The 25,321-nt window shown below is 59.1% G+C and carries 24 protein-coding genes; 9 read left to right on the plus strand and 15 right to left on the minus strand.

Features of this window, described 5'->3' with window-relative positions; genetic code table 11:
• Complete coding sequence (locus K5Y30_RS03055; protein WP_222210471.1) at positions 1 to 300, plus strand: helix-turn-helix domain-containing protein; 300 nt, start codon at positions 1 to 3, stop codon at positions 298 to 300.
• On the opposite strand, the gene pqqF is transcribed toward K5Y30_RS03055, so the two are convergent.
• From pqqF to K5Y30_RS03095, 8 genes are all read right to left on the minus strand, one after another.
• Positions 291 to 2,609 (minus strand): pyrroloquinoline quinone biosynthesis protein PqqF, encoded by a 2,319-nt coding sequence (gene pqqF / locus K5Y30_RS03060; RefSeq protein WP_222210472.1) that lies wholly within the window; start codon positions 2,607 to 2,609, stop codon positions 291 to 293. The genes K5Y30_RS03055 and pqqF overlap by 10 nt on opposite strands.
• Positions 2,609 to 3,748, minus strand: a complete 1,140-nt coding sequence (gene pqqE, locus K5Y30_RS03065) for a pyrroloquinoline quinone biosynthesis protein PqqE (protein ID WP_222210473.1) — start codon at positions 3,746 to 3,748, stop codon at positions 2,609 to 2,611. Before pqqE ends, pqqF begins: the two co-directional genes overlap by 1 nt.
• Complete coding sequence (gene pqqD / locus K5Y30_RS03070) at positions 3,735 to 4,013, minus strand: pyrroloquinoline quinone biosynthesis peptide chaperone PqqD (protein WP_061720121.1); 279 nt, start codon at positions 4,011 to 4,013, stop codon at positions 3,735 to 3,737. Before pqqD ends, pqqE begins: the two co-directional genes overlap by 14 nt.
• A gap of 4 nt (positions 4,014 to 4,017) precedes the next feature.
• Positions 4,018 to 4,773, minus strand: a complete 756-nt coding sequence (gene pqqC, locus K5Y30_RS03075; RefSeq protein ID WP_222210474.1) for a pyrroloquinoline-quinone synthase PqqC — start codon at positions 4,771 to 4,773, stop codon at positions 4,018 to 4,020.
• Entirely contained in the window at positions 4,770 to 5,696 is a 927-nt protein-coding gene (gene pqqB, locus K5Y30_RS03080; protein ID WP_222210475.1) for a pyrroloquinoline quinone biosynthesis protein PqqB, read from the minus strand. The genes pqqC and pqqB overlap by 4 nt, the downstream gene beginning before the upstream one ends.
• 55 nt (positions 5,697 to 5,751) lie before the next feature.
• Positions 5,752 to 5,823 (minus strand): pyrroloquinoline quinone precursor peptide PqqA, encoded by a 72-nt coding sequence (pqqA, locus tag K5Y30_RS03085; protein WP_002905689.1) that lies wholly within the window; start codon positions 5,821 to 5,823, stop codon positions 5,752 to 5,754.
• 148 nt (positions 5,824 to 5,971) lie between these two features.
• A complete protein-coding gene (locus K5Y30_RS03090; RefSeq protein WP_222210476.1) occupies positions 5,972 to 6,997 on the minus strand; it encodes a dipeptidase in 1,026 nt (341 codons plus the stop codon).
• A gap of 78 nt (positions 6,998 to 7,075) precedes the next feature.
• A complete protein-coding gene (locus K5Y30_RS03095; RefSeq protein ID WP_222210477.1) occupies positions 7,076 to 8,008 on the minus strand; it encodes an ABC transporter substrate-binding protein in 933 nt (310 codons plus the stop codon).
• Positions 8,009 to 8,292: 284 nt separating this feature from the next.
• On the opposite strand from K5Y30_RS03095, the gene leuA reads away from it, so the two are divergent.
• A complete protein-coding gene (gene leuA, locus K5Y30_RS03100) occupies positions 8,293 to 9,978 on the plus strand; it encodes a 2-isopropylmalate synthase (protein ID WP_222210478.1) in 1,686 nt (561 codons plus the stop codon).
• On the opposite strand, the gene K5Y30_RS03105 is transcribed toward leuA, so the two are convergent.
• Both K5Y30_RS03105 and K5Y30_RS03110 read right to left on the minus strand, forming a co-directional pair.
• Positions 9,929 to 10,711, minus strand: a complete 783-nt coding sequence (locus K5Y30_RS03105) for a helix-turn-helix transcriptional regulator (RefSeq protein WP_101764486.1) — start codon at positions 10,709 to 10,711, stop codon at positions 9,929 to 9,931. The genes leuA and K5Y30_RS03105 overlap by 50 nt on opposite strands.
• A 1-nt stretch (position 10,712) precedes the next feature.
• Positions 10,713 to 11,690, minus strand: a complete 978-nt coding sequence (locus tag K5Y30_RS03110; RefSeq protein WP_370634186.1) for an NAD(P)-dependent oxidoreductase — start codon at positions 11,688 to 11,690, stop codon at positions 10,713 to 10,715.
• 104 nt (positions 11,691 to 11,794) lie between these two features.
• On the opposite strand from K5Y30_RS03110, the gene pqqU reads away from it, so the two are divergent.
• From pqqU to K5Y30_RS03125, 3 genes are all read left to right on the plus strand, one after another.
• Positions 11,795 to 13,906 (plus strand): TonB-dependent receptor PqqU, encoded by a 2,112-nt coding sequence (pqqU, locus tag K5Y30_RS03115; RefSeq protein ID WP_222210479.1) that lies wholly within the window; start codon positions 11,795 to 11,797, stop codon positions 13,904 to 13,906.
• A 133-nt stretch (positions 13,907 to 14,039) separates the two neighbouring features.
• Entirely contained in the window at positions 14,040 to 14,291 is a 252-nt protein-coding gene (locus K5Y30_RS03120) for a type II toxin-antitoxin system prevent-host-death family antitoxin (RefSeq protein ID WP_101764487.1), read from the plus strand.
• Positions 14,291 to 14,716 (plus strand): type II toxin-antitoxin system VapC family toxin, encoded by a 426-nt coding sequence (locus K5Y30_RS03125; RefSeq protein WP_192233729.1) that lies wholly within the window; start codon positions 14,291 to 14,293, stop codon positions 14,714 to 14,716. The genes K5Y30_RS03120 and K5Y30_RS03125 overlap by 1 nt, the downstream gene beginning before the upstream one ends.
• Positions 14,717 to 14,777: 61 nt before the next feature.
• Here the strand turns inward: K5Y30_RS03125 and K5Y30_RS03130 are convergent, their stop codons facing one another.
• The 3 genes from K5Y30_RS03130 to K5Y30_RS03140 all read right to left on the minus strand — a co-directional run bounded on the left by K5Y30_RS03130 (position 14,778) and on the right by K5Y30_RS03140 (position 16,441).
• Positions 14,778 to 15,332 (minus strand): isochorismatase family protein, encoded by a 555-nt coding sequence (locus K5Y30_RS03130; RefSeq protein WP_192411905.1) that lies wholly within the window; start codon positions 15,330 to 15,332, stop codon positions 14,778 to 14,780.
• Between the two features lie 17 nt (positions 15,333 to 15,349).
• Complete coding sequence (locus K5Y30_RS03135; protein WP_222210480.1) at positions 15,350 to 15,775, minus strand: MarR family winged helix-turn-helix transcriptional regulator; 426 nt, start codon at positions 15,773 to 15,775, stop codon at positions 15,350 to 15,352.
• 120 nt (positions 15,776 to 15,895) lie between these two features.
• Entirely contained in the window at positions 15,896 to 16,441 is a 546-nt protein-coding gene (locus K5Y30_RS03140; RefSeq protein WP_222210481.1) for a helix-turn-helix domain-containing protein, read from the minus strand.
• A 96-nt stretch (positions 16,442 to 16,537) separates the two neighbouring features.
• Here K5Y30_RS03140 and K5Y30_RS03145 point away from each other — a divergent pair, with 96 nt between their 5' ends.
• From K5Y30_RS03145 to K5Y30_RS03160, 4 genes are all read left to right on the plus strand, one after another.
• Entirely contained in the window at positions 16,538 to 17,716 is a 1,179-nt protein-coding gene (locus K5Y30_RS03145; RefSeq protein WP_222210482.1) for a benzoate/H(+) symporter BenE family transporter, read from the plus strand.
• A 152-nt stretch (positions 17,717 to 17,868) separates the two neighbouring features.
• Entirely contained in the window at positions 17,869 to 19,212 is a 1,344-nt protein-coding gene (locus K5Y30_RS03150; protein WP_222181941.1) for an SrfA family protein, read from the plus strand.
• Positions 19,213 to 19,214: 2 nt separating this feature from the next.
• Positions 19,215 to 22,187, plus strand: a complete 2,973-nt coding sequence (locus tag K5Y30_RS03155; protein WP_222210483.1) for a virulence factor SrfB — start codon at positions 19,215 to 19,217, stop codon at positions 22,185 to 22,187.
• Positions 22,184 to 24,556 (plus strand): virulence factor SrfC family protein, encoded by a 2,373-nt coding sequence (locus tag K5Y30_RS03160; protein ID WP_222210484.1) that lies wholly within the window; start codon positions 22,184 to 22,186, stop codon positions 24,554 to 24,556. The genes K5Y30_RS03155 and K5Y30_RS03160 overlap by 4 nt, the downstream gene beginning before the upstream one ends.
• 1 nt (position 24,557) lies before the next feature.
• On the opposite strand, the gene K5Y30_RS03165 is transcribed toward K5Y30_RS03160, so the two are convergent.
• Positions 24,558 to 24,830 carry a barstar family protein gene (locus K5Y30_RS03165; RefSeq protein ID WP_222181938.1) on the minus strand — a complete coding sequence of 91 codons (273 nt, stop codon included), beginning with the start codon at positions 24,828 to 24,830 and terminating at the stop codon, positions 24,558 to 24,560.
• A gap of 2 nt (positions 24,831 to 24,832) precedes the next feature.
• Entirely contained in the window at positions 24,833 to 25,267 is a 435-nt protein-coding gene (locus tag K5Y30_RS03170; RefSeq protein WP_222210485.1) for a ribonuclease domain-containing protein, read from the minus strand.
• Positions 25,268 to 25,321 lie beyond the last annotated feature (54 nt).

The following is a 25,321-nucleotide window of genomic DNA, read 5'->3' on the forward strand; positions in this document are numbered from 1 at the left end:
ATGGCTACTTTAAAAGAATTAATGCAAAAACAATCACCTGAAAGCCAGCAGCGCATTGCTAAGAAAGTCGAAATATTGCGCCAGGAGATTGCTTTAAGCCAGTTACGCGAAGAGCTCAACCTCTCGCAAACCGAACTGGCACGCACTATCGGCGTCTCGCAGCCCACGCTGGCAAAGATGGAAAATCCAGGCAACGATCCGCGCCTGTCCACATTGAAACGTTACGTCGCGGCATTGGGTGGCGAACTGCGTATCGACGTGACACTGCCCAACGGCAAAACCATCGCCTTTCAGCTTTGATTGACCAAAATCAACCAGCGATGCCGTTCGCGCAGCAGACGCTGATGCAGTTGCTCGAGCTGCTGCAGTGTCAGTGCCTGAATAGCCGCGCGATTGAGAGTGGCCAGGCCGTGCTGCTGGCGCAGGGTTTCGAGTGCGGCCTCGCCATTATCTTTGCTTACGCACTGCGTCATTAAGCTCGCCTGCCATGCCGCCAGCTTTTGCGGCGAGATTGCCGCGATCTCCGCGACCATCTCACGCATAAAGCGTTTGCAGTGACCCAGCAGCGCGCGCCAGGAGATATCCGGTGATTGCAGCGCCAGCATCAAGCCATCCACATCCGCCACCCGCTGATAGCGCGCCGACACCACATAGCCAATTTGCTGATCCACGCGCAGCCGCTGGAAGAAGCGCGTTTCCAGCATCAGCGCCAGCACGCGTAAAGCGGCCAGGCTGGCATCGTCGGCCTGCGGTAACGGCATAAACAGCAGCAGCGCCTGATCGTGCCCGTCGCAGGCGATGGGCACGATGCCGCGTTGCAGTCGTGCCGGCGGCGTGTCGCGCGCCAGATCCGGCGTAAAATCGCTGAGCAGATGCGCCACGCGCTGGCTTAACGCGGTATGGGTGCCGCACCATGCCGCCAGCCATTGCGGCGAGGGCAATGGCTTGGTCAAGCGAGTGGGCAACGCGGCGAGCAATTGACGAATCACAATCGAAGGGGTATTCACTGCGGGTTGCGCCAGCACCGGCGTGTTGAGCGCCTGTAATGCCTGATGCACGCTAAACAACGCACGATCGGCGGATGCGGGCAGATTGAGCAGCAGTTGCCAGCTTGCATGCGTCTGTTGCCAGCTGCCGTTGCCACCCGCGTGGCGCAATTCCGCCAGCAACGGGCGTAACTGGCGCTGCCGCGCCTGCGCTTCTTCATCACTCAAGATCTGATAAAACGCCGGACGCAGCAGCAACGTTTCAACCTGTTTTACCGGAGCAATCAGCGGCAACGGCTGCGCCACGCGCGGAGGACAAGGGAGCTGAACGGCGGCAGACGCAGGATAGAAGTGAAACGCTGCGGGTTGGGTCGCAGCCAGCGACGGCGGCAGCCACTCGGCCAGTTGCAATGTAAAGCCCTGAGTCTGATGCGGTGCGCCATCGATCTGTTGCTGCGTGAGCAGACGCGTGCGCGGCCAATGCGGCAACGCTGCGGCAAAATTCGTGAAGTTGTCTGGTAGCGCGCAGCCGGGCGCGAATCCTAATGCCCGGCCGCGTAGCTGTTCCAGCGGCGACAAGGTCGCGAAATCCTGCTGCGCGAGCTGTGCGTAATGCTGCAGCTGAATCGCAGTACATTCAGTTAACGCAGCCAGATGCTGCCAAACGCGTTGCTCAATCTGTTGCGCCTGCGCCGGTGAAATGCGTCTGGCGCTAAAGCGCAGCGCCAGTAACGTTTGCTGCTCATCTTGCCATAACCAATGCGCGTCAAAGGTTTCGCATAACGCCTCAACGCGCAACTGCGCCAGCAAGCTGTCGGGCGCTTCGTCCTGCCAGAATGCTTTTAATAAGGTGACATTGTCACGCACAGTCTGCTCATCGCCCGCCACCAACATCGTCAGCCAGAAATTTTCTTCACCGCCTGATTGCAGTAAACGATCCCCGGGCAGCAGCGCAGGTTTAACAGCCACAGCGCGTTCTCCGCCCGCCAGCAAACTGCCGCCGAAGCGTGCCGCCAGCTGTTCGAGCTCATCCAGTGATTGCGGCCCTTGCAGCCAAAGTTCCATATTTTCAGCGCGATAGAAACGGCGATGAAAATCGCGTAGTGCGGATTGTAACTCCGTGACGTTGTCACCAAATGCAAACCTACTGCCGACTCGGAAGCGCTGGAAACGTCCCGGCAACTTATCCAGCACGGCAGCTTCACTCAGGGTGTCGGTATGGTTTTGCAGCAGTTGATACTCAGCCTCAATCACCGCCGCTTCCTGCTGAATGGCCTGCGCTGTCAGCAACGGTGCCGCTAACATATCACACAGCCGCTGCACGCCCGCCGACAACGCCGCAGCTGGGAGCTGAAAGAAATAGGCGCTGCGGCTCAACTGCGTGGTGGCGTTCACCTGGCCGCCCTGCTGCTGCAGCCACGGCATCAGGCGGTCGTCGCCGTGAAAAACTTCGCTGCCGCAAAACAGCAGATGTTCCAGCAGATGTGCCAAACCCGGCCAGCGATCCGCTTCATCCAGACTGCCGGCCTGCACGCGCATCAGCGCCGCCGCCTCACGCGCGTCGGGCTGATGATAAAGATGGCAGCGCAGGCCGTTGGCGAGCGTGAGCTGGCGCGCGTGCATCAGGTGACGCGCTGCTTAAAGATCAGTTCGGAGTTGCTGCGATTGCGGAACTGCAGCTGCTGGATTTTGATGTCGCTGCAGTTGGCTTCACGTCGTGCTTCGAGGATCTTGCCGTGATGCGGCGATTTGCTGCACACCGGATCGGTGTTATCGGCATCGCCGGTCAGCATAAAGGCCTGACAGCGACAGCCGCCAAAGTCTTTCTCTTTTTCATCGCAGGAGCGACAGGGTTCCGGCATCCAGTCAAAGCCGCGATAGCGGTTAAAACCAAACGAGTTGTACCAGATATCGTCCAGCGTGCGCTCCAGCACCGACGGGAACTCAACCGGCAGCTGACGCGCGCTGTGGCACGGCAACGCGGTGCCGTCAGGCGTGACGCTGAGGAAGATCGATCCCCATCCGCCCATGCAGGGTTTCGGCCGCTCTTCGTAGTAATCCGGCGTCACGAACAGCAGATTGGTGAGATTGCCGCTGGCGCCCATGCGCTGACGATAATCGGCCACCACCGCTTCGGCGTTGGCGATCTGCTCGCGCGTCGGCAGCAATCCTTCACGATTGAGCTGCGCCCAGCCATAGAATTGGCAAGTCGCCAGCTCGACATCGTCGGCTTCCAGTTCGATACAGAGATCGATGATTTTGTCGATCTGGTCGATATTGTGGCGATGCAGCACGAAATTCAGCACCATCGGATAGCCGTGCGCTTTCACCGCTTTCGCCATCTCCAGCTTCTGCTGGAAGGCCTTTTTTGACCCGGCCAGCGCCGCGTTCAGCGTTTCATCGCTGGCCTGGAAGCTGATCTGGATATGATCGAGTCCGGCGTCGGCAAAGGCATCGAGTTTTTTCGCCGTCAGGCCGATGCCGGAGGTGATCAGGTTGGTGTAGAAACCGAGATCGCGCGCGGCGCGAATCAGCTCCGGCAGGTCTTTACGGGTTAGCGGTTCGCCGCCGGAAAAACCGAGCTGCACGCTGCCCATGGCGCGCGCCTGACGAAACACCTCAATCCACTGTTCGGTGGTCAGCTCTTTCTCCTGCTGGGAAAAATCAAGCGGATTGGAGCAATACGGACACTGCAGCGGGCAGCGATAGGTCAGTTCTGCCAGCAGCCACAGCGGTGGCGTCACGCTTTTACTCGGGTTCACGACACTGTATCCATTTTTGTTCGATGGCGGATTGCAGGAACTCTTTGACGTCGTCGCCGACACCGCCCGCGTCCGGGAAACGCGCATCCAGCGTGGCAACGATCGCCGCCACATCCTGTTTGCCATCCACCAGTTCGAGGATCGCCACGGCGGTCTCGTTCAATTTGGCCATGCCTTCCGGATAGAGCACCACATGGCTATCCTGCGCCGCTTCCCACTGCATGCGGTAGCCGCGACGGAAAGCCGGAATCACATTATCTTTCATGTTGTTATACCAGTCTTGTGCTGTGCCAGGACACCTGATCGGTGACCGTATGATAAGGCGGACGTTGCAGCGCATACGCCATGGTCATGGCATCGAGCATGGTCCAGAGAATATCGAGCTTAAACTGCAGGATCTCCAGCATGCGGTTTTGCTGTTCGGCGCTGGTGAACACCTCAAGCGCCAGCGCCAGTCCATGCTCCACATCGCGGTTCGCCTGGCTCAAACGGCTGCGGAAGTAGAAATAGCCTTCCTCTTTGATCCACGGATAGTGCTGCGGCCAGCTGTCGAGGCGCGACTGATGAATCTGCGGCGCAAACAGCTCGGTGAGCGAGCTACAGGCCGCTTCCTGCCAGTTAGCACGGCGCGCGAAGTTCACGTAGGCGTCCACCGCAAAACGCACGCCCGGCAGCACCAGCTTCTCGGACAGCAACACGTCACGATCCAGCCCCACCGCCTCACCCAACTGCAGCCAGGCTTCAATCCCGCCTTCGTGACCGTTGCTGCCGTCGTGATCGAGGATGCGCTGTACCCATTTACGCCGCGTCGCCGCATCCGGGCAGTTAGCCATGATCGCCGCATCTTTCAGCGGAATATTGGTCTGATAATAGAAGCGGTTCGCCACCCAACCCTGAATCTGCTCGCGCGTCGCCTCGCCATTGTGCATGGCAATGTGATACGGGTGATGAATGTGGTAGAACGCGCCTTTATCGCGCAGCGCCTGCTCAAACGCGGCGGGCGATAATGCTTCAGTGATGATCACGATGCAAACTCCTGCAGATGAATCGCCATGCCATCCCAACTCACTTCAATGCCCTGCTGCGTCAAATAGGCGCGCTGCGGCGATTGCTCATTAAGGATCGGATTGGTGTTGTTAATGTGAATCAAAATCTTGCGTTTGGCCGGCAGCGCAGCCAGCAACGCCATTAAACCTTGTTCTTCGGCCAACGCTAAGTGGCCCATCGCTTTGCCGGTATTTTTGCCAACGCCGGTGGCGAGCAGCTCGTCGTCCTGCCACACCGTGCCATCAATCAACAGGCAATCGGCTTTTTGCAGCCAAGGCATGATCACGGCATCCGGCTCGCCGAGTCCCGGCGCGTAGAGCAGCGTTTGGCCGTTGGCGGTGTTTTCAATGAACAGCGCCACGTTGTGGCCCGGCAGCGGGCGATTACGATACGGCGAATACGGCGGCGCGTTGCTGAGAATCGGAATCGCGGTGAACTGCAAACTGTGGCAGACATCGACGCGGAACGGCTCCAGCGGCGTTAACGCATGATGCTGCAAGCCGCCATTCCAGTGCTGCAACATGGTGAAAATTGGGAAACCGCTGGTGAGATCGCCATGCACTTCCGGCGTGCACCACACCTGATGCGGACAGCCTTCGCGCAGGCTCAACAAGCCAGTGGTGTGATCGATTTGGCTGTCGGTGAGAATGATGCTGCCAATCGCCGTGCCGCGCAGCACACCCTTTTTGATCAGTTCTGGCGTGTGGGCAATTTGCTGGCTGATGTCCGGCGAGGCGTTGCACAGCACCCAATCTTCACCGTTGTCGCTGACAATGATCGAAGATTGGGTGCGCGCCTGCGCCTGAATGCTGCCGTTACGCAGGCCGCTGCAATTGGCGCAGTTACAGTTCCACTGCGGGAAGCCGCCGCCCGCCGCTGAACCGAGGACTTTAATAAACATGAACGTTGACCAAAGAGAGAAAACAAAATGCCCGCACGAACGGCGGGCAGAAGTCTTAGCGGTTGGAGATGTACAGAGTCACTTCCAGGCCCAGACGCAGGTCAATAAACGCAGGTTTTTTCCACATAATGGTCTTCCTCATAAAGCAAAAACGCAGAGAAATCTCTGCTGAAGAGGATTGCGGCTGTGACTTAGATCACATCGCAATCCGTACGCGCGCAGATGTTGCGCCAATGTAGCGAGCAGATCAACCCTGATTCGGTAAGGGAATGGTGCTAATCCTGCCAAATTTGTTGCAACACGCGCTGCCAGTTGCCCCATGCGAGCTGCTCAAGTGCTGTTTGATCGTAGTCGAACGAACGCAACAACGCATAAAGATGCGGTAATCCGCTCACGTCTTTCAGCGCCTCAGGCACGCTGATGCCATCAAAATCGGAGCCCAGCGCCACATGATCGCGGCCCATTATCGCGATCAGGTGCTCAACATGTTTAACAATTTCGATCAATGCGGTATCGCTGTCGCGTTTTCCGTCGCTGCGCAGAAAAGCGTTGCCAAAATTCACGCCCACCACGCCGCCGCTGTCGCGGATGGCGCGCAGCTGATCGTCGGTCAGATTGCGCGGCTGCGCGCAGAGCGCGTGCGCATTGGAGTGCGTCGCCACCAGCGGCGCGGTTGACAGGCGCGCGGTGTCCCAAAAGGCTTTCTCGTTCATGTGCGACATATCGATCAGCATGCGATGGCGATTGGCAGCGGCGATCAACTGCTCACCTTGTTCGGTCAAACCCGGCCCGCTGTCCGGTGAGTTGGGGAATGATCCGCTGACACCTTCGCCAAAGCGATTGGGCAGATTCCAGAACGGCCCGATGCTGCGTACGCCCGCCTGGTAAAACGCATCAAGCGCTTCACCCTCGCCATCAAACCCGTCTGCGCCCTCAATATGCGCCATCAGCGCCAGCACGCCGTCAGCGCGACAGGCGGCAATATCAGCGGTGTTAAGGCATAACCGCGCCCGCCCTTCAGATTGCGCCGCCAGCGTTTTCAGGATGTCGAGCTGCTGCCAGAGAATCGTCAGCGGATCGAGATTTTCCTCAGCTCGCTGCGGTGCGACCTCTTTGACATAGCGCGCTGGCGGCACGAACATCGCGAACAGCCCACCGGCAAAACCGCCCTGCTGCATGCGCGGAAAATCGAGGTGGCCCTTTTCGATGCCGTGAAAAAAGGCCTGCGCCGGATCATCGCGATGATGCAGCCACAGATTGAGAAGCAGGTCGTTATGACCGTCGAAGGTTTTTAGCAACATGAGGGGTTCTTTGACGAAACAACATGGCGCCATGCTACGCGCGCGCTGCTGTTTCGCCAAATGCGGGCGCACAAAGGGTTAGTTCTGCGCAACCTTTAAGCCGTGATAAAAAGTCGGTTTCACATCAAGATGCTGCTGGATCAAACCGTATTTCTGGTAGAAATCGGCGGTCTCCTGCTGCTGGCCGATGGTGGCATCATCAATGCTCTGCCAGTGCGATTTGCGGCGTGAGAAGGATTTCGCCGCCGCCTCTTTCGGGAAACCGATGATTTTTGCCAGCGTGGTCGAGTACTCATCGACATGGCTGTTGGCCCAGCGATCGGCGGCGGCTAAGCGATTGACGTAATCCTGCAGCGCCGCGCGTTTGGCTTCATCGTTTAGCGCGGCGTCGGTGGCGGCGAGGAAGCTGTTGCCGCTGGACAGGCCAACGCCGTTCACCAGCACGCGTCCGGTGTGGGTCACTTCTGCCAGCGCGGTATAAGGATCCCACGTTGACCAGGCATCCACCGAACCGTTTGCCAGCGCGATGCGCGCATCCGCCGGCGTTAAGAAGCGCCAGTTGACCTCTTTATCGCTGACGCCCGCTTGCTCCAGCGCTTTGAGCGCCTCAAAGTGACCAATCGATCCGCGTCCAGTCGCGATTTTTTTACCCTTCAGTTCGGCGACGGTTTTGATGGGCGAATCCGGGCTGACCAGCACCGCCAATCCTTCAGGTATCGACTTGCTCACCGCCACTGCTTTCACCTGCGAACCGGCCGCCAGCGAGAACAGCAGCGGCGCATCTCCGATAATACCGGCATCCACCGCACCGGCATTCAGCGCTTCCGCCAGCGGTGCCGCCGCCGGGAACTCGGCCCATTCGATTTTATAATTGAGGTTGTTCAACTGCTGCGCCGCTTCCATTTCGGCGTGCATATTTCCCTTTTGATCGGCAATGCGCAGCGTCACGGTTTCTGCCGCCGCCGCGCCGCTGGCTGCCACGATTAATAGTGCCAAAGCTGCTCTTTTCATTGTGTTTTATCCCATCGCGCAAAACCCCAGCCTAACCCGTGCGCGCCAAATGACCGATGCCGATTTCGCATGAGATATGCCGACAATGGCATATAGCGGTGTGATGCGGTCGCCATAAATGGCGACCCTACGACCTAACCCCACGCATTTGTAGGGTCGTCATTTATGGCGACCGACAGCATGGCTGCGCAATTGTCACTTTTGCGCGAATGATTGTCAGCAATGCGCGAGCCGCGCCGCGCGATGCCAGGCGAGACTGAACGCCACATTACAAGGAGATCGTTATGCTCACGCAACCCGCTACAAAATACCGCCCGTTTCCGGTTATCGACTTACCCGATCGTCAGTGGCCCTCGCGCCAACTGACGCAGGCACCGCGCTGGCTCTCTACCGACTTACGCGACGGCAATCAGGCGCTGGCGACACCAATGGACAGCGCGCGCAAGCTGGAGTTCTGGCAACTGCTGCTGCGCTGTGGCTTTAAGGAGATTGAGGTGGCCTTTCCGGCAGCATCGCAGACCGATTTTGATTTTGTCCGTTTGCTGATTGAGCAGAAGCACATTCCAGACGATGTGGCGATTCAGGTGTTGACCCAGGCGCGCAGCGATCTGATTGATCGCACCTTCGACGCGCTGCGTGGCGCGCCGAACGCCATTATTCATCTCTACAACGCCACCGCGCCGCTGTTCCGCGAGCGCGTGTTCCGCCAGAGCAAAGCCGAGATTATCGAACTGGCCTGCGCCGGTGCGCGTCAAATTCGCGCCCGTTGCGAAGCGCAAAAGGATACTGCGTGGACCTTCGAGTATTCGCCAGAAACCTTCTGCTTTACCGAACCGGAGTTTGCGCTGGAGATTTGCGAAGCGGTGGCGGCGATTTGGCAACCGGGCCCGGCGCGTCCAATGATCATCAACCTGCCCGCGACCGTCGAAGTGAACACGCCGAACGTCTATGCCGATCAGATTGAGGTTTTCTGTCGCCACTTCAGCCAGCGATCGCAGGTTGCGATCAGCGTGCATCCGCATAACGATCGCGGTACCGGCATCGCCTGCGCCGAGCTGGCGCTGCTGGCGGGGGCCGATCGCGTGGAAGGCTGTTTGTTTGGTAACGGCGAGCGCACCGGCAATGTCGATATCGTCACGCTGGCGCTCAATCTCTACACTCAGGGCATCGCGCCGCAGCTCGATTTCAGCGATATCCAGCAGGTGCTGGAAGTGGTGACGCGCTGCAACCAGCTGCCAGTGCATCCGCGTCATCCGTATGCCGGTGAACTGGTGTTTACCGCCTTCTCCGGTTCGCATCAGGATGCGATACGCAAAGGCTTTGCCGCCCGTGCTGAGCGTGAAGAAGCAATCTGGCAGATGCCGTATCTGCCGCTCGATCCGCTGGATATCGGCTGCAGCTACGAAGCGGTGATCCGCGTTAACAGTCAATCGGGTAAAGGCGGCGCCGCCTGGCTGCTGGAGCAGAATCACGGTCTGCAACTGCCGCGCGGCTTGCAGCAGGATTTCAGCCGTCTGGTGCAGCAGCAAACCGACCAGCACGGTCAGGAGATGACCCATCACGCGCTGTGGCAGCTGTTTTGTCAGCATTACGGCTTAACACAGCCCGCGCGTTGTTTGCTGGAAGCGGAAAGTCACAGCGACGATAAAGGCGAAACGCGCCTTAGGGCGCGGCTGCAACAGGGCGCGCAGCAGTTGATGCTGGAAGGTAAAGGCAACGGCTTGCTCTCAGCCGCCGTTGCCGCGCTGCGTCAGCGCTATGACGTAATCATCACCATTGAGGATTATCACGAACACACGCTGGGCAAACGCAGCGACAGTCGTTCGGTGACCTACATCAGCTGCATTAATGCACGCGGTGAACGCGCGTGGGGCGTGGGCATTGATAATGATGTGGCGCGCGCTTCACTGCAGGCGCTGCTCAACGCAGCGCACGCTTTTCTGCCGCAGGAAAGTAGTTCGCTGGCGTGACGCCGAGCACGCGGCGAAACATCGCGCTGAAGGCGCTCGGGCTGTCATAACCGAGATCGAGCGCCACCGTCAGCACGCTATCGCCCTGCGCTAAGCGGGTTAACGCCACGCTCAGTCGCGCGCGGCGCACCCAGTCGCTGAATTGTAACCCGGTTTCGCGACTGAAATGGCGCGCCAGCGTGCGTTCGGCCACGCAGAGTTGCGTAGCCGCGCGGGCCAGCGTCCAGTTTTCCCCGGGCGCTTGCTGGATCTGCTGGCACAAACTCAGCAGCCGCTCGCTCTCCGGCAGCGGCAGACCAAACGGCAGCACATCCATCACGCGGATCTCATCGAGGATCAGCTCGTAAATCCGCTCGGCGCGGCTACCCGGAACGTACTGCTCCGGCAGCGCCAGCGCGCTGACAATCAACTCACGCAGCAGCGGCGAAATCTGCACCACCTGACAACTGGCGGGCAGATCGGCGCGCGCCAGCGGATCCACAAACAGCGTGCGCGCGGCCACCGCGCCAACAATGTGCAGTGCGTGACGCGTCCCCGCCGGCAGCCAGACGCCGCGACTCGGCGGCACAATCCAGCTGCCGTGCTGCGTTTCCACTTTCACCACGCCGCTCAGCGTGTGGATCAGCTGGGCGCAGGCGTGGTGATGCCACGGCTCCGCGTCGCCATGCGCATAATCGTGCGCATAGGGCACCAGCGGACGATAGGCGAAGTCGAAGTTGAGCCGCGCACTCATGTTAGCGTTTCAGATATTGATAAACCGCCGCCAGATCCTGCTCGCCGTAACCGGCATCTACCGCTTGCTGCCAGACATCCACAATGTTTTCCAGCGCCGGCAGTTTGCTATCGCCCGCCGCATCCAGCGCCAGTTTGGCGTCTTTCAGCGCCCACACCAGATGCATCTGCGGCGTGAAATCACCGCTGGCAATCATGCCAAGTTTCATTTTGGCGTACGGTGCCGCCAGCGGACCGCCATCCAGCACTTTCCACAGATCGTCGGTGCTGAAACCAAACTCTTCCGCCAGACGCGTACTTTCCGCCAGGCTCTGCATCAGACCAATCAGCCAGCTATTCACCACCAGCTTCATGCGCGAACTGGCGCCCGCCTCGCCCAGCCATTGCGTGCCTTTACCGATCGCGGCGAACACCTGCTCGGCGGCCTGCGCGTTGCTCTGATCGCCGCTGGCCATCACCAGGATTTGCGCATTCTCTGCTGGCGCTTTGGTGCCAGAAACCGGTGCATCGATAAACACCACGTCCGGACGCGTGCTTTTGAATTCCGCAATCAGTTGATCGGTGGCGGCCACGCCGATGGTGCCCATCTGGCAAATTGTCGCGCCCTGCTTGAGCGCGGTGCTGGCGTCGTTCAGTGCCTGACGCGTGGTATCGCCGTCGGCCAGCATGGCGATCACCACATCCGCGTCTTCAACCGCTTGCGCGGCGCTGTCGGCCAGCGTGATGCCTGCATCCAGCAGATCTTCGCCTTTGGCACGCGTGCGGTTCCAGCCGCGCACCGTGAAGCCTTTTTTCAACAGGTTAGCGGCAAACGCATGCCCCATCGCGCCCAATCCCAATACCGCGACCACAGGTTGTTGACTCATCATTCCCTCTCTTTTGTGCCTTAAGACAAAACCGCCAGACTGACAGAATTTCCCTGTCGCAGCCAGCCAGAGATGCCATGAAAAAACATTTTCAACGCCGCAATGATGAATAATCCGTCATACTATTTACGCTTTTCAAACAAATGATAAAACGATTAACATACGCGCCATTAATGTTCCATTCGGTACATTCCACGCCCTTTTTACGGTCTTTCATAATGAAAATAGCTTTACTGCGACAGGCTTCGCTGCTGATGCTGCCTGCGATGTTACCGGTCTCGGCGCTGGCGGCAAACGCGGCCAGCAACACCATGGTGGTGAGCGCGGCGCCGTCCGCATCTGGACTGTCTGAACTGGATACGCCAGCGGCAGTTAGTGTGGTGTCCGGCGACGATATGCGCCACGCGGCACCGCGCGTCAATTTGTCAGAAAACCTCAGCAGCGTGCCCGGTTTGCAAATTCAAAACCGCCAGAACTATGCGCAGGACCTGCAGATTTCGGTGCGCGGTTTTGGTTCGCGTTCCACCTTTGGCCTGCGCGGCATTCGTATGTACGTCGACGGGATCCCCGCCACCATGCCCGATGGCCAGGGACAAACTTCCAACATCGATATCGGCTCCATCGATCACATCGACGTGCTGCGCGGCCCCTTCTCGGCGCTGTACGGCAACTCGTCGGGCGGCGTGATTAACGTTGAAACCGAAACCGGACAGCAACCCACCACGCTGGAAGCCAGCAGCTGGTACGGCAGTTACGGCAGCTGGCGCAACAGCGTTAAAGCCAGCGGTGCAACCGGCGACGGTACGCAAGCCGGCGACGTCAACTACACGGTTTCCGCCTCGCGTTTTACCACGCACGGCTTCCGCGATCACAGCTCGGCGCAGAAAAACCTCGGCAACGCCAAACTCGGCGTGCGCATCGATGATGTCAGCACCCTGACGCTGCTGTTCAACAGCGTGCACGTTGAAGCGCAGGACCCGGGCGGTTTGACCGCTGAGCAGTGGAAAAATAATCCACGCCAGGTCGCCAGCAACGTGAGCTTGTACGACGCGCGTAAAACCGTCGATCAGACGCAAGCAGGCCTGCACTATCAGCGCCAGATGAGTGAGAACGATGACCTGAGCGTGATGATGTACGCGGGTGAACGTGAAACAACGCAGTATCAATCCATTCCTAAAGCCACTCAGCTGCGCGCAGGTTATCCCGGCGGCGTGATTGCTTTGTCGCGTCATTATCAGGGCATTGATACCCGCTGGACGCACCGCGACGCGCTGTTCACCATTCCGGTAACCTTCACTGGCGGGCTCGACTATGAAACCATGACTGAGAAGCGTAAAGGTTATCAAAACTTTAACGGCGACGGGTTGGGCGTACAGGGCGAGATGCGTCGTAATGAACGCAACCTGATGTGGAACCTCGATCCCTATCTGCAAACCGCGTGGCAGCTAACCGATAAACTGTCACTGGATGCTGGCGTGCGTTTCAGCACGGTGAATTTCGACTCCAATGACTATTACGTCACCGACAGCGATCCCGATGACAGCGGCAATCGTCGCTATCACCGCTGGTTGCCTGCCGCTGCGCTGAATTACGCCATTGATAACAGCTGGAACGCCTACGTTTCTGCTGGTCGCGGCTTCGAAACGCCGACGCTGAATGAGTTGTCCTATCGCGCCGCCGATCAGGCCGGGCTGAATCTCAACCTGCAGCCTGCCACCAGCGAAACGGTCGAACTGGGCAGTAAAAAACGCATCGGCAACGGACTGTTAACGGCGGCGATTTTCCAGACTGACACCAAAAACGAGATCGTTTCTGACAGCAGCTTTGAAGGCCGCACCAGCTACAAAAACGCCGGGGAAACCCGCCGTCGTGGATTGGAGCTGGGCCTCGACCAGCAATTCGGCGAGAGCTGGCGCTTCAAAGCCGCATGGACCTTGCTGGATGCCCGCTACCGCTCTAACGCCTGCGGCACCGAAAGCTGCGACGGCAACCGCATTCCCGGCATTGCCCGTAACATGGCTTACGCCGGACTGGCTTACGCGCCCGATCAAGGCTGGTATGCCGGAACCGATGTGCGCTACCTGAGCGATATCGCGGCGGATGATGAGAATGACGTGAAAGCGCCGTCTTATACCGTGGTCGGCGTGAACAGCGGTTATAAGTGGCTGGTGCAGAACTGGACGCTGGATCTGTTTGGCCGCGTCGATAACCTGTTTGATCGCAACTACATCGGTTCAGTGATCGTGAATGAAAGCAACGGTCGCTACTACGAACCGGCGCCGGGTCGCAATTATAGCGTGGGCCTGACAGTGAGTTACGCGTTTCAGTAAATAAACGCGGGGGATAGATGATATCAAAGCCCTGCAAGTCGCTTGTGGGGCTTTTTATTGGTTAAATATTGTCCAGCATGGCATATTGCTTTATAGTTATGTAGCAACATCACTACATATCATGGAGGTCGTGATGACAGTGACGAGAATCAGCAGTCGAGCTTTTAATCAGGAGGTATCCCGGGCCAAGAAAGCCGCCGAGGAAGGCCCGGTTTATATTACTGACCGTGGCAATCCTGCACATGTTTTACTGACATTTGAAGCGTATAAAAAACTCACGGGTTCAAACCGAAGCATCGTAGATTCACTCGCCATGCCGGACGGCGTAGATATCGATTTTGAGCCAGAACGTGCGACCATAATCAACAGGGATGTGGAGTTCTAATGCGCTATTTGCTGGATACCAATGTTATTTCAGAATTACGTAAGGCAGGGACGCCTAAAGCCAATCCTCAGGTGATTGCCTGGGCTAAAAGCATTGATGCTGAAGAGATGTTTATTTCAGCATTGACGCTGATGGAAATTGAAAAAGGTATTCTTAAGTTCGCCCGTAAAGACCCTCAGCAAGCCCATCATTTACAGCGCTGGTATCAAGAGCAGGTTCTGACAGAATTTGCCTGGCGCACACTTTCAATTGATAGCAGCGTGGCCCGCCTTTGCGCTCAGCTGCATATTCCTGATGAACGCCCACATACCGACGCGCTGATCGCGGCGACAGCGATTCATCACGAGCTGATTCTGGTCACGCGTAACGTACGGGATTTTGATACCACTGGCGTGATGTTGCTGAATCCGTGGCAGGAACTGTAGGCTCGCCATTCATGGCGACCTAAAAGCCAGGTGCGCATGAATGCGCACCCTATGATGATCCTTACTTCAACAACGCCAGCACATCATCGGTGGTGCCGGTTTCGCCCAGGCGCGGGAAAATGCGCTCGACGCTGTTTTTATGCGTTTCGGCATTCAGGCAGGTCATGGCGTCAGTTGCCAACGTGACGTTGTAACCCAGCTCATACGCCTGACGCGCCGTGGATTCCACGCCGATGCTGGTGGCGATGCCGCAAATCACCACTTGTGTGATGCCGCGCTGCTGCAGCTGCTCGTGCAGATCCGTGTTATGGAAAGCGCCCCAGGTTTTTTTGGTAATGATGATGTCACCGCGCTGCTGCGCCAGGTCCGGCACCAACGTCGCCCAATCGGCTGGCAAATCGCCAGCGTGTTTCGGCTGCTCATTACGGCCAGGCGCGCCGCCCGCAACGTTGACCAGCACCACCGGGCGCTTTTGCCCGCGGAATGCATCGGCCAGACGCGCTGAGCGCTCAATCACTTCATGCGCCTCTAACGGTGCGACCGGCAGCGCAACAATGCCGTTTTGCAGGTCAATCACAATCAGCGCGGTGTTGTCGTCAAGGGTAGTTAAAGCCATGTTGAGTCCTCTCAGGATTATTGGTCGGCAAGTCGTTGCAGTAAGGGAATCGCGGCCAGCAGCGTGTGTTGTTCCTGCGCATTCAACTGCGTCGCAATGCTGTTGAGCAGCCAGTCATCACGTTGTGCGCGGTTGGCGGCGATCAGTTTCAGGCAGGCATCGGTGGGTTGATAGCGGGTTTTCCGGCCATCCAGCGGATCGGCGGCGCCCTGCACCATACCCTGCGTCTGCAAGCTCGCCACGGTGGCGCCCATCGACTGCGTGCGCACCCCTTCCAGCGTAGCCAATTCTGTTACCGTCATGGCGCCATCGCGTACCAGATAACCGAGTACCGATACCTGCGGCCAGGTGAGATCGCCCGGCGGCGCCGATTCCCGCAGGCGACGCGCCAGTTTGCCATTGATGCTGCGCAGTAACGCCGCCGCGCTGTTAAGGTCGCTCATGGCACCTTCTCCTTACTGATGAGCCGCGAGTATATAAATACGAAGGCAAACTGTGTAGTTTACCTTCGTATCAATTTGTAATTGTGCCAGATTGTTTGGTGGTCGCCATGCATGGCGATCCTAGGCGCGCTGCAGATAATGAATCAAACTGTGGAAACGCAGCGGCGTGTTGAGGGGATTGCGGTAGCTGTGCGGCGTATCGGCGGCGAACTGGCTGGCTTCGCCCGAAAGCAAGCGGCGCCATGTGCCTTCCACGCCCAGCAACAATTCGCCTTCCAGCACCACAACCTGCTCAATCACCCCGCTTTCATGCGCCGAGGAATCGCTCTGCGCGCCACCCGCCAGTGTCACTTCCAGCAAATCAAAACGCAGTCTGGCATCGTACGGCAGCAGCGGCTTGACCTGCATCTGCGCGTTGGGCTGGCTGAAGGTCGCCACGCTGCCCGGCGGTTGATCGCTGCCCTGCACAAAGAAGGAAAACGGCACGTTAAAGCCGGTGGCGATTTTCCACAGCGTCGCCACCGTGGGGCTCGATTCACCGCGCTCGATTTGGCCGAGCATCGCTTTGCTCACGCCGGTGCGATCCGCTGCCAGCGTCAGGCTCCAGCCGTTGGCCTGACGCAGCTGTTTCAGCGCCAGACTCAAATGTTGATGCAAATTTTCCATGTGTTCTCCCGAAAAGCTCGCGCGCAGTGTAGCACTTGTGCGTTATAACGCTCCATGCCACAATGTGCGTTATAACGCACAACCGGATATGACCTGATGACCACCGCCAGCACACGCAGTGCCTTCTCTTTCCCGATGCTGATTTCGGGTTTTATCGCCGTGCTGGTGGGCTACAGCAGCACGGCGGCGCTGATCTTCCAGGCGGCGCAGGCGGCGGGCGCTTCGCCGGCGCAGATTGGCGGCTGGCTGTCGATGCTCGGCGTAGGTATGGGGTTGGCCTCGCTCGGCTTATCGCTATGGACACGCATGCCGATCCTCGCCGCCTGGTCGACGCCTGGCGCGGCGCTGCTCGCCACCAGCGTGCAGGGTTTGACGCTGAATGAAGTGGTGGGCGTGTTTGTCGCCACCAACCTGTTAATTGTGTTGTGCGGCGTCACCGGTCTGTTCGCCCGCCTGATGAATCACATTCCGCAGTCGCTGGCGGCCGCGATGTTGGCCGGGATTTTGCTGAAATTTGGCATCGGCACCTTTAGCGGTTTGCAGAGCAATTTCGCGCTGTGCGGCAGCATGTGTCTGGTGTGGTTGTTGAGCCGCCGCTGGCTGCCGCGCTACGCCATCATTCTGGCGTTGATCGCGGGCGTGCTGGTGGCGCTCGGCCAGCAATCGATCCACTTTCCGCCGCATGCGCTGGCGATCAGTCGGCCGGAATTCATCATGCCGCAGTTTACTCTGGCGGCGCTGATTGGCGTGGGTTTGCCCTATTTTCTCGTCACCATGGCGTCGCAAAATGCGCCCGGCATCGCCACCTTGCAGGCGCACGGCTATCAGCCGCCGGTATCTGCGCTCACCGGCTGGACCGGCTTTATCGCTTTAGTGCTGTCGCCGTTTGGCGGGTTTTCGGTGTGTATCGCTGCGATTACCGCTGCTATCTGTATGGGCGACGATGTCGATCCGAATCCGGCGCGCCGCTGGATGGCATCGGCATTGGCGGGCGTGTTCTATCTGCTGACCGGATTTACCGGCGGATTGATCGCCATCATGCTGAGCGCCTTGCCGCCGGTGTTAATTGCCACGCTGGCGGGCCTCGCGCTGCTGGCTACGCTGTCCGGCAGTTTGCAGCGCGCCTTAGCCGAACCGGATCAGCGCGACAGCGCCATCGTGGCGTTTCTGATCACCGCCAGCGGTGTTTCGCTGCTCGGCATCGGCTCCGCCTTTTGGGGTTTGCTCGGCGGCATGCTGACCTATGTGATCCTTTCCCCGCGCAGCCGCGCTTAAAATTTCAGCAATCTTCTCCGCACGCGGGAAAAACGCCCTGTTTTTCCCCCTTTATCAGCCGTTTGATTTCGCTGCATTTGGCTTAAGATCACTATCATCGCCAAAAACACACACTGTTCTGCCTCAGACAACCACCGATAAGGGCCCAACGAGTGGCAAAAACTTTTCTGCGCAGCGGCAATCTGGACACGGTACTGGCACTGGGTGAAAACGGCCAGCCGGTCTGGACGTCCGCGCTGCAAATCCGTGAAACCCTGCGCCTGCGCCGCCAAACCACGCTGGCCAATTGCCTCGCGATCCCGCAGGTCAACGAGCGCGGTGACCGCCTCGATTGGTACGCCCCGTTTACTGGCAAAGTAAAATCCTGGCTGGGTGCCAGCGATCACGAGCGCCGTCAGGCGCTGGAACTGCTGACGCTAAACCAGCAGGATCTGCAGGCGCTGAGCCTGCGTGCACGCGATGCGGAGAATCCGGCGATGCGCTTGTTTGGTGCGTTGCTGAGCAAAACGTTGCAGTTCCCGGATCAGCAGTACGTTTATCTGGTGGATGGCAAACCGGTGATCACCTTCTGGGGCTTTGTTGATCCGCAGGCGCGTTCGCGTGATGACGCGCTGGCCTGCCTGCGCGATTCGCTGGAAGATGCGCTGCCGCCGCTACTGCCAGAACCGCCAGCACCTGCTCCGCTGGTGGTTGCGCCGGTAATTGCGCCGCTGATCGAGGTGCCGCCTGCCGCTGCTCAACCGGTGATTGAGCCGGAACCTGAAGCCGAAGAACCGGCGGTTGAAGTCATTGCTGAGGCCGCGCCTGAACCGCTACCCGAACCTGTCTCGCCGCCACGTCGCGCCTTTGCCGTGCGTCCGCTGATGCTGCTGTTGCCGGTTGCGGCGCTGGTGGCTGCGGGCGTCGCCTACTGGCTGCACAGCGCGCCGCAGCCTGCTGCGATTAGCGTTGCGGATGTGCCGGTGCCGGTGAGTAAGCCGCCTGCCGTGATGGTTAAAGCGGAAAAACTCGCCGCCACGCTGCCACAAACCGCCGCCACCGTCGTTGCCGCCGCGCCGGTTGCCACACCTGTCGCGCCGCCTGAGGTGGTCGCTGAACACACCGAACCGGCCAAAGCGGATGATTTGGTGATGACCACCGAAGATGCGCGCGTTGGATCGGTGAAATTTATTAACGGCACCTGGCGCGTCACATTGCGTCAAACCAATCTGCCGACCGGCAAACCGCCAAGCCTGCGTTATCAAATCCGCAACGGCAAAGGCACCGCTACCATTACCCAGGGCGACAACATCCGCTGTAAAGCCGATGTCACCGCCGCGATGACCACCGCCGGCAGCATGGAAGTGCGCAGCCGCTATACTGCGACCTGCAGCGATAAATCGCGTTACCGCATGCCGGAACTGGTGTGTAAAGCCGGTGATGGCATCGCCAGCTGTACTGCGCAATATGGCGCAGATCAGGTCTTCCCGTTGACGATTAAGCGTGAGAGTAAGTAAACATGTTGGCTCCCCTCATCGATGACAAACAGAAAATCACGCTGATTGAAGATAGCGGTGTGCAGTTTCTTGATTTTGGTTTGCGTTTACCTGCGTTGCAGGCACGCCGCCAGTTCGTGCGGCAAACCGCCAACGGCCCGCTGCTGCGCCTCAACGTCGACGGCAACAGCGGCAAGTTCCTGCTCTATCCGGAAGACGGCGGCGCAGCGGAAGTGGTGCGACCGGAAACGGATATCGCGCTGGCCGATTCCCTGAAACTGCTGGCCCATCAATGGCTGCCGCTGCCGGTGCTGCGCTGCACCAGCGGACGTCGTTTTATCGGCGGCCCGGACAACTGGGCGCGTCTGCATCTGGCGCCGCTGGCGCAACCTGACGCGGCAGGCAACACCCATCGCATCACCCTCGCCTTTGATACGCGTATTGTGTCTGAGCAGGATGGCGGCGAGCAGCACGGTTTAAGCAAAGCCGATGCGCAGAACGGCGTCAGTTTCGCCCTCGCCTGGCACAACTACGAGCTGGGTGAATTTCTCGACCATACGTGGGTTGATGGCTGGCTGCGTGAAACCTTTAGCCAGCAGGTGCATGCGCTGGAATCACGCCGTGAGCAGGAGCTGAATCAGGCGCTGCGTGAATTCGAATATCAGGCGCACTATCTCAACTTACTGGAACTGCTGGGCGAACAACTCGATCTGGCGGAAATCTACATTCAGGCAACGTCGCTGCAAACGCCGGCGGTCAACGTCGATATCATTCTCGACGTCGGCAACTCGCACACCTGCGGCATTCTGGTGGAAGATCACGCCGAAGAGAGCAGCGGCCTGCGTCAAACCTATGAGCTGCAGCTGCGCGATCTCTCCGAGCCACATCAGGTTTACAACGAGCTGTTCGACAGCCGTCTGGAGTTTGCTGAAACCCGTTTCGGCAAGGCCAACTTCTCGCTGGAGAGCGGCCGCGAAAACGCCTTTATGTGGCCGTCACTGACGCGCGTAGGCCGTGAAGCCAGCCGTCTGGCGCTGCTGCGTGCCGGCACCGAAGGCAGCACCGGGTTGTCCAGCCCGCGCCGCTATTTGTGGGATGAAGCGCGCTATCAGCCAGGCTGGCGCTTCAACGCCAACGGCAGCAGCGATGAGCCGCAGGCCACCGCGCTGCCGTTCACCTTACTGATCAACGACGAAGGCCAGCCGCTGCACGCGCTGGCGGAAGACGATCGTCTACCGGTGTTCTCCGCCAGCTACAGCCGCAGTTCGCTGATGACCTTTATGCTGTGCGAACTGCTGGCGCAGGCGATGATGCAGATGAACAGCGTGGCGCAGCGCCAGCGCATGCCGCAAAGCCAGGCCCCGCGCCAGCTGCGTCATGTGATTCTGACGCTGCCGTCAGCGATGCCAAAGCCTGAGCGTGAGATTTTCCGTCGCCGCATGCAGGAAGCCATCGCGCTGGTATGGAAAGCCGAGGGCTGGCATCCGGCCGAAGAAGCGTTTACCGCCGCCAGCCAGGCAAACAGCCTGCGTCCGGTACCGGATGTGCAGATGGAGTGGGACGAAGCCACCTGTGGTCAAATGGTGTGGCTATTCAACGAAACCCAGGTCAACTTTGCCGGCCGCGCAGAAGATTTCTTCAGCAGCATGGCGCGCCCGGATCGTCCGCGTGAAGTTGACGAGCTGCCGGGTAAAAGTCTGCGCATCGCTTCGATTGATATCGGCGGCGGCACCACCGATTTAGCCATTACCCAATATCGCCTCGATGACGGCCAGGGCAACAATGTCAAAATCACCCCGCGCTTACTGTTCCGCGAAGGCTTCAAAGTCGCCGGTGACGATATTCTGCTGGACGTGATTCAGCTGTGGATTCTGCCAGCGTTACAACAGAGCTTGCAGAAAGCCGGTTTGCAGCTGGCCGAACCGTTGATGAACAAGCTATTTGGTCACGACAGCCGTATGGACGGACAAGCCACGCTGCGTCAGCAAGTGACGCTACAGCTGTTTATTCCGCTGGCGCAGGCGGTGCTGGAGCAGTATGAAAATTGGGATCCGCTCGACAGCCACAGTGAAATCAACGCGCTGTTCGGCGAGCTGGTGCCGCAAAAACCGGCCAGCAGCGTGCTGGCGTTTGTGAATGGCGAAATTCAGCGCACGCTCGGCGGCGACAGCCGATTCGATCTGCTCGAAGTGCCGCTGGTGGTCAGCATGGCGCAGTTGCACGGCGAGTTCCTGCAACACCGTATGGCGATCATTCCGGCGCTGCGCGCGATGTGTGAAGTGGTGTCACTATATCAGTGCGATGTGCTGCTGCTCACCGGTCGTCCGTCACGCTTTCCTGGCATTCAGGCGCTGGTGCGACATCTGCAACCGCTGCCGGGCAGCCGTATTTTGTCGCTGGAAGGCTATCACACCAGCGACTGGTATCCGTTCAACAAGCAAGGCCGCATTGATAACCCGAAATCCACCGCCGCAGTCGGCGCGATGCTGTGCCTGCTGGCGCTCGATCTGCGCCTCAGCAGCTTCTGGTTCCGTGCCGGTGATTTCGAACCGTACTCCACCATTCGCTATCTCGGCGTGCTGGATGAGACCTCGGCGCTCAGCGACGATAATCTGTGCTATAGCGAGATCGATCTCGACAGCAGCAGTTTCGCGCTGGATCGCAAAAGCAGCTTCCGCATTCGCGGCAACGTTTGCCTCGGCTTCCGCCAGCTGGAGAACGATCGCTGGCCGGCCTCGCCGCTGTATAGCCTGAGCATTGTGGACCCGACGCTGGCGCGTCAGGTTGCCGGCGAAAGCGTACTGCGCATTAAGCTGGCGGTGCAGCCCGGCCCGGATAATCTCGGCCCGGAGCGTTTGGTGCTGAGCGATGCGCGTATGGATGACGGCACGCGTGTGCCGCTGGAGCAACTGAGTCTGAAACTGAACACGCTTTCTGCCACCGGCAACGCGAATGCGCAATATTGGATCGACAGCGGGAGCGTCTGCAAACGATGAGAACTGCAAAAAAAGCCTCGCCGGTTACGCCCGCGAAACGTCTGAGCCTGATGCAGGAAACGCTGGATGGCGCGCTGAACTGGGTGGAAACCCATCAGGCGCACGCCCCACGTCTGGCGCTGGAAGCCGAAACCCTGACGCTGCAGCTGCGCCGCGCGCGCGTGGAAAGCCATGCATTGGCGCGCCAGCTGGCGCGTCCGGTGACGCTGGCGCTGTTTGGTCAGTCGCAGGCGGGCAAAGCCTGGCTGCTGAGTGAGATGGTTGGCGATGCGCAGGGCCAGTTGATCGCGCGTCTCGGCGATAAAACCCTGAATTATTTTCAGAACATCAATCCCGGCAATCTCGATTTCGCCATCGCTACCCGCTTCAGCCACCAGCGCGAAACCCAATCCAACGCCTGGCCGCTGGAGATGACGCTGCTGAGCGAAGTGGAACTGATTCGTTTGATGCTGGCCTGCGCCAACAGCGAACTTCAGCCGGACACGGCGCAGATCGATGCCGCTTTGCAGCGTTTGCAGCGCCATCGTCAGGATGAACCGCAGCCTGGCCTCGACAGCGATGCGCTGATCACGCTGTGGGCGTGGAGCCGTCGTCACCATCGTCATGCCGAGATTCTCGATCGTCACTTCTGGCCGCAGGCGGTTTCGCTGGCGCCGTGGCTCAACGTGGATGACCGCGTGCAGCTGTTTGCCCTGCTGTGGCCGGGCCAAAACGCGCTGAATGAAAGTCTGCGCAGCCTGATGCATTTGCGCCACCAGCTGCGCCACGCGCCGCGCGTGTTAGCGCCGCTCAGCGTGCTGGTGGATGATGCCGCGCTGCCAGCAGAAAAACTGATTGGTAACGATGCCGACTGGCAGGAGATGATCGAAGTGTGTCCTATCGTCGCCAATCGCGTGGGGAAAGCGCAGCATGTGCCGCTGGGATTGCTGTCGCTGCTGACGCTGGAGATCACCTTGCCGCTCAGCTCCACGCCGCGTCAGGCGCTGTACGATGATGCAGATATGCTGGAGCTGCCCGCGCCGGGCACGCCAGCCGATCGCGCGCAACAGGATGAACTGGCGCAGCTGCGCAAACGCGATCCGCTGCGCGCCACGCTGCTGGAACAGAAACGCGCGCTGCTGCCGGGGCTTTACGCCGCGCGTCAGGGCATTGATTTGATGCTGATCTGTACCGCCGCCAGCCAGCGTCAGGATACCGATGTGGCCGCCAGCGCGCTGCGCGAGTGGCACATACATCAAACCATCGCCGCCAGCGGTGAGAAGCCGCGTCTGATTTGGGCGATCACGCCGTATGACGCGCGCTATCAGCAGCAGCAGATTAACGTTGATGAAGCGGTACAACGCCAGATTGGTCAGCCGGGACAGAGTTGGGGTTCAATGCTGGCGCTCGATCGCGCGGGCGTCGATCGCATGGGCAGCTGGTTGCAGGATGAGATGCAGCCGGAAGCGCGCCGCGATCGTCTTGCGCTGCAGCTCAGCGCGCTGCAGCACAAGCTGGTGGAACGTTTGCAGCCGTGGACCGAATCCAGCGCCACGCCAGAACAGGCAGCTCGCAAGCAGGCGATCTCCGATACGCTGCTGAAATGTTTGCAACATCGCACCGGTTTGCACGGCGAACTGCTGGAGCGTTTGCAGCCGTCGCGTGAAGCGGTGCGCCAGCTGTGGCTGAGCCAGAGCAGCAGCAATCACATTCAGCACAGCGCCAAAACCGCGGCCGCTGAGCAGAGCTATTTTGGCATCGGCTTCGAGTTCGATCTGTTTAAAGATGAGCCGGTAGCTGCCGCTGAGCCGCGCAGTTCGGGCGGTGAGCGCGATCAGCAGTTCCCGCAACAGGTGTTTGCGCTGTGGCTGGAGCATTTGCGTCAGTTGCCGGAGAGCCGCAGCCTGCTGGCGCTACTCAACGTCGATAAGCCGACGCTGGAGATGCTGGTGGAAGAGTTAATTACCGCCAGCTTCCGTCTCAAGGTGCTGAGCAAACTGCAAAGCGCGCTTAACGAGCCGGATGCGCAGGCCAGCGCCCATGAAGCGCGTACCGATCGTCAGGTTTCACGCGCCATGACGGTGCTGGGGGATTTTGTGGCGTGGCTGGGCTTTTTACAGCGCCCGGAGAGCGAACGTCCTGAAAGTCGCGTCAATCGCGGTCAGACGATTTTTGCCCGTCCGCCTGCGCCGAGCGTCAGCTTCTCGCCGGGACAGCGTTTGACGCGTCTTTCGGCCGCGCCCGCTAATCATACCGCTTACTACATCTATGACTGGTTGGTGGGTTTGAATTCGGTGATCGTTGAGAACAATGGCTACACCGGCGGCGGCGATCTGCCAGCGAATGCGCGACAGATGCTGGCGATTTTGCTGTTACCACTGCACGCGTAGTTTATTCCCCACGCACCAGGCGCAGCTCGCCTTGCAACTGCTGCTGCGCCTCCTCCAGTAACGCCAGCACCGGCGCAAATTCGGCACTCTCGCTGACGTCATCGGCATGCGCTAAATAGAAGGTGGCCGGCAGCGCCATGCCGCCGGTCAGCCAATCCCATAACGCATCAAGATTGTTACCGAAATCCACTGGGCAGGCACTCTGCTGCACCAGCGCGCGGTAAAACGCCTGGCGATCTGACAAGCTTTCAAAGTCAAAATGGAGCGTCAACATGGTTAAGGCACCTGTTTGAAGCTGCGATAGTGATCGGTGGTGAGGAAAATCAAGCCATCAGAAGAGTAAAGCAGACGATCGGCGTCGCGGTGGCCGCAATCGTAATTCACGTCAGCTTCATACCATTGTCGACCCGCCTGCATCGGCAGCCTTCTTTCGCGGTTGCTAAAGCGATCGCCACCAATCGCGCGGCCCGGCAACACTTCACACAAGTTGCCCTTGCTGGGATTCCAGCCCTGACGACGCGCTTCATTTTTGGTGAGATAGAGATCGGGTAATTTGTGATGCTGCTGCAGCCAACGCGCCACGGTGTTGGCATCGGTGAGCTGTGAAATATCGGGGTGGCTGGTGGCCCATTTATCGGACAAACGCGGTTTTAGCCCGAGCCACAACGCGGCCAGGATCAGAATTAAGGCAATCCAGAGTTTTTTTGACATGGTGGCATCCTGAAAAACAGGACGACGATAATAACAGATCTGGGCAGGGAAAAA

The sequence above is a fragment of the Pantoea sp. DY-5 genome (assembly GCF_019795955.1).
Lineage (GTDB): Bacteria > Pseudomonadota > Gammaproteobacteria > Enterobacterales > Enterobacteriaceae > Pantoea > Pantoea leporis.

What these genes read in the sequence shown, in the direction of transcription:
- K5Y30_RS03055 (WP_222210471.1), top strand. Translation starts at nt 1, where the DNA reads ATGGCTACTTTAAAAGAATTAATGCAAAAACAATCACCTGAAAGCCAG.
- pqqF (WP_222210472.1), bottom strand. Translation starts at nt 2,609, where the DNA reads ATGCACGCGCGCCAGCTCACGCTCGCCAACGGCCTGCGCTGCCATCTT.
- pqqD (WP_061720121.1), bottom strand. Translation starts at nt 4,013, where the DNA reads ATGAAAGATAATGTGATTCCGGCTTTCCGTCGCGGCTACCGCATGCAG.
- pqqB (WP_222210475.1), bottom strand. Translation starts at nt 5,696, where the DNA reads ATGTTTATTAAAGTCCTCGGTTCAGCGGCGGGCGGCGGCTTCCCGCAG.
- K5Y30_RS03090 (WP_222210476.1), bottom strand. Translation starts at nt 6,997, where the DNA reads ATGTTGCTAAAAACCTTCGACGGTCATAACGACCTGCTTCTCAATCTG.
- K5Y30_RS03095 (WP_222210477.1), bottom strand. Translation starts at nt 8,008, where the DNA reads ATGAAAAGAGCAGCTTTGGCACTATTAATCGTGGCAGCCAGCGGCGCG.
- leuA (WP_222210478.1), top strand. Translation starts at nt 8,293, where the DNA reads ATGCTCACGCAACCCGCTACAAAATACCGCCCGTTTCCGGTTATCGAC.
- K5Y30_RS03105 (WP_101764486.1), bottom strand. Translation starts at nt 10,711, where the DNA reads ATGAGTGCGCGGCTCAACTTCGACTTCGCCTATCGTCCGCTGGTGCCC.
- pqqU (WP_222210479.1), top strand. Translation starts at nt 11,795, where the DNA reads ATGAAAATAGCTTTACTGCGACAGGCTTCGCTGCTGATGCTGCCTGCG.
- K5Y30_RS03120 (WP_101764487.1), top strand. Translation starts at nt 14,040, where the DNA reads ATGACAGTGACGAGAATCAGCAGTCGAGCTTTTAATCAGGAGGTATCC.
- K5Y30_RS03125 (WP_192233729.1), top strand. Translation starts at nt 14,291, where the DNA reads ATGCGCTATTTGCTGGATACCAATGTTATTTCAGAATTACGTAAGGCA.
- K5Y30_RS03130 (WP_192411905.1), bottom strand. Translation starts at nt 15,332, where the DNA reads ATGGCTTTAACTACCCTTGACGACAACACCGCGCTGATTGTGATTGAC.
- K5Y30_RS03135 (WP_222210480.1), bottom strand. Translation starts at nt 15,775, where the DNA reads ATGAGCGACCTTAACAGCGCGGCGGCGTTACTGCGCAGCATCAATGGC.
- K5Y30_RS03140 (WP_222210481.1), bottom strand. Translation starts at nt 16,441, where the DNA reads ATGGAAAATTTGCATCAACATTTGAGTCTGGCGCTGAAACAGCTGCGT.
- K5Y30_RS03145 (WP_222210482.1), top strand. Translation starts at nt 16,538, where the DNA reads ATGACCACCGCCAGCACACGCAGTGCCTTCTCTTTCCCGATGCTGATT.
- K5Y30_RS03155 (WP_222210483.1), top strand. Translation starts at nt 19,215, where the DNA reads ATGTTGGCTCCCCTCATCGATGACAAACAGAAAATCACGCTGATTGAA.
- K5Y30_RS03160 (WP_222210484.1), top strand. Translation starts at nt 22,184, where the DNA reads ATGAGAACTGCAAAAAAAGCCTCGCCGGTTACGCCCGCGAAACGTCTG.
- K5Y30_RS03165 (WP_222181938.1), bottom strand. Translation starts at nt 24,830, where the DNA reads ATGTTGACGCTCCATTTTGACTTTGAAAGCTTGTCAGATCGCCAGGCG.
- K5Y30_RS03170 (WP_222210485.1), bottom strand. Translation starts at nt 25,267, where the DNA reads ATGTCAAAAAAACTCTGGATTGCCTTAATTCTGATCCTGGCCGCGTTG.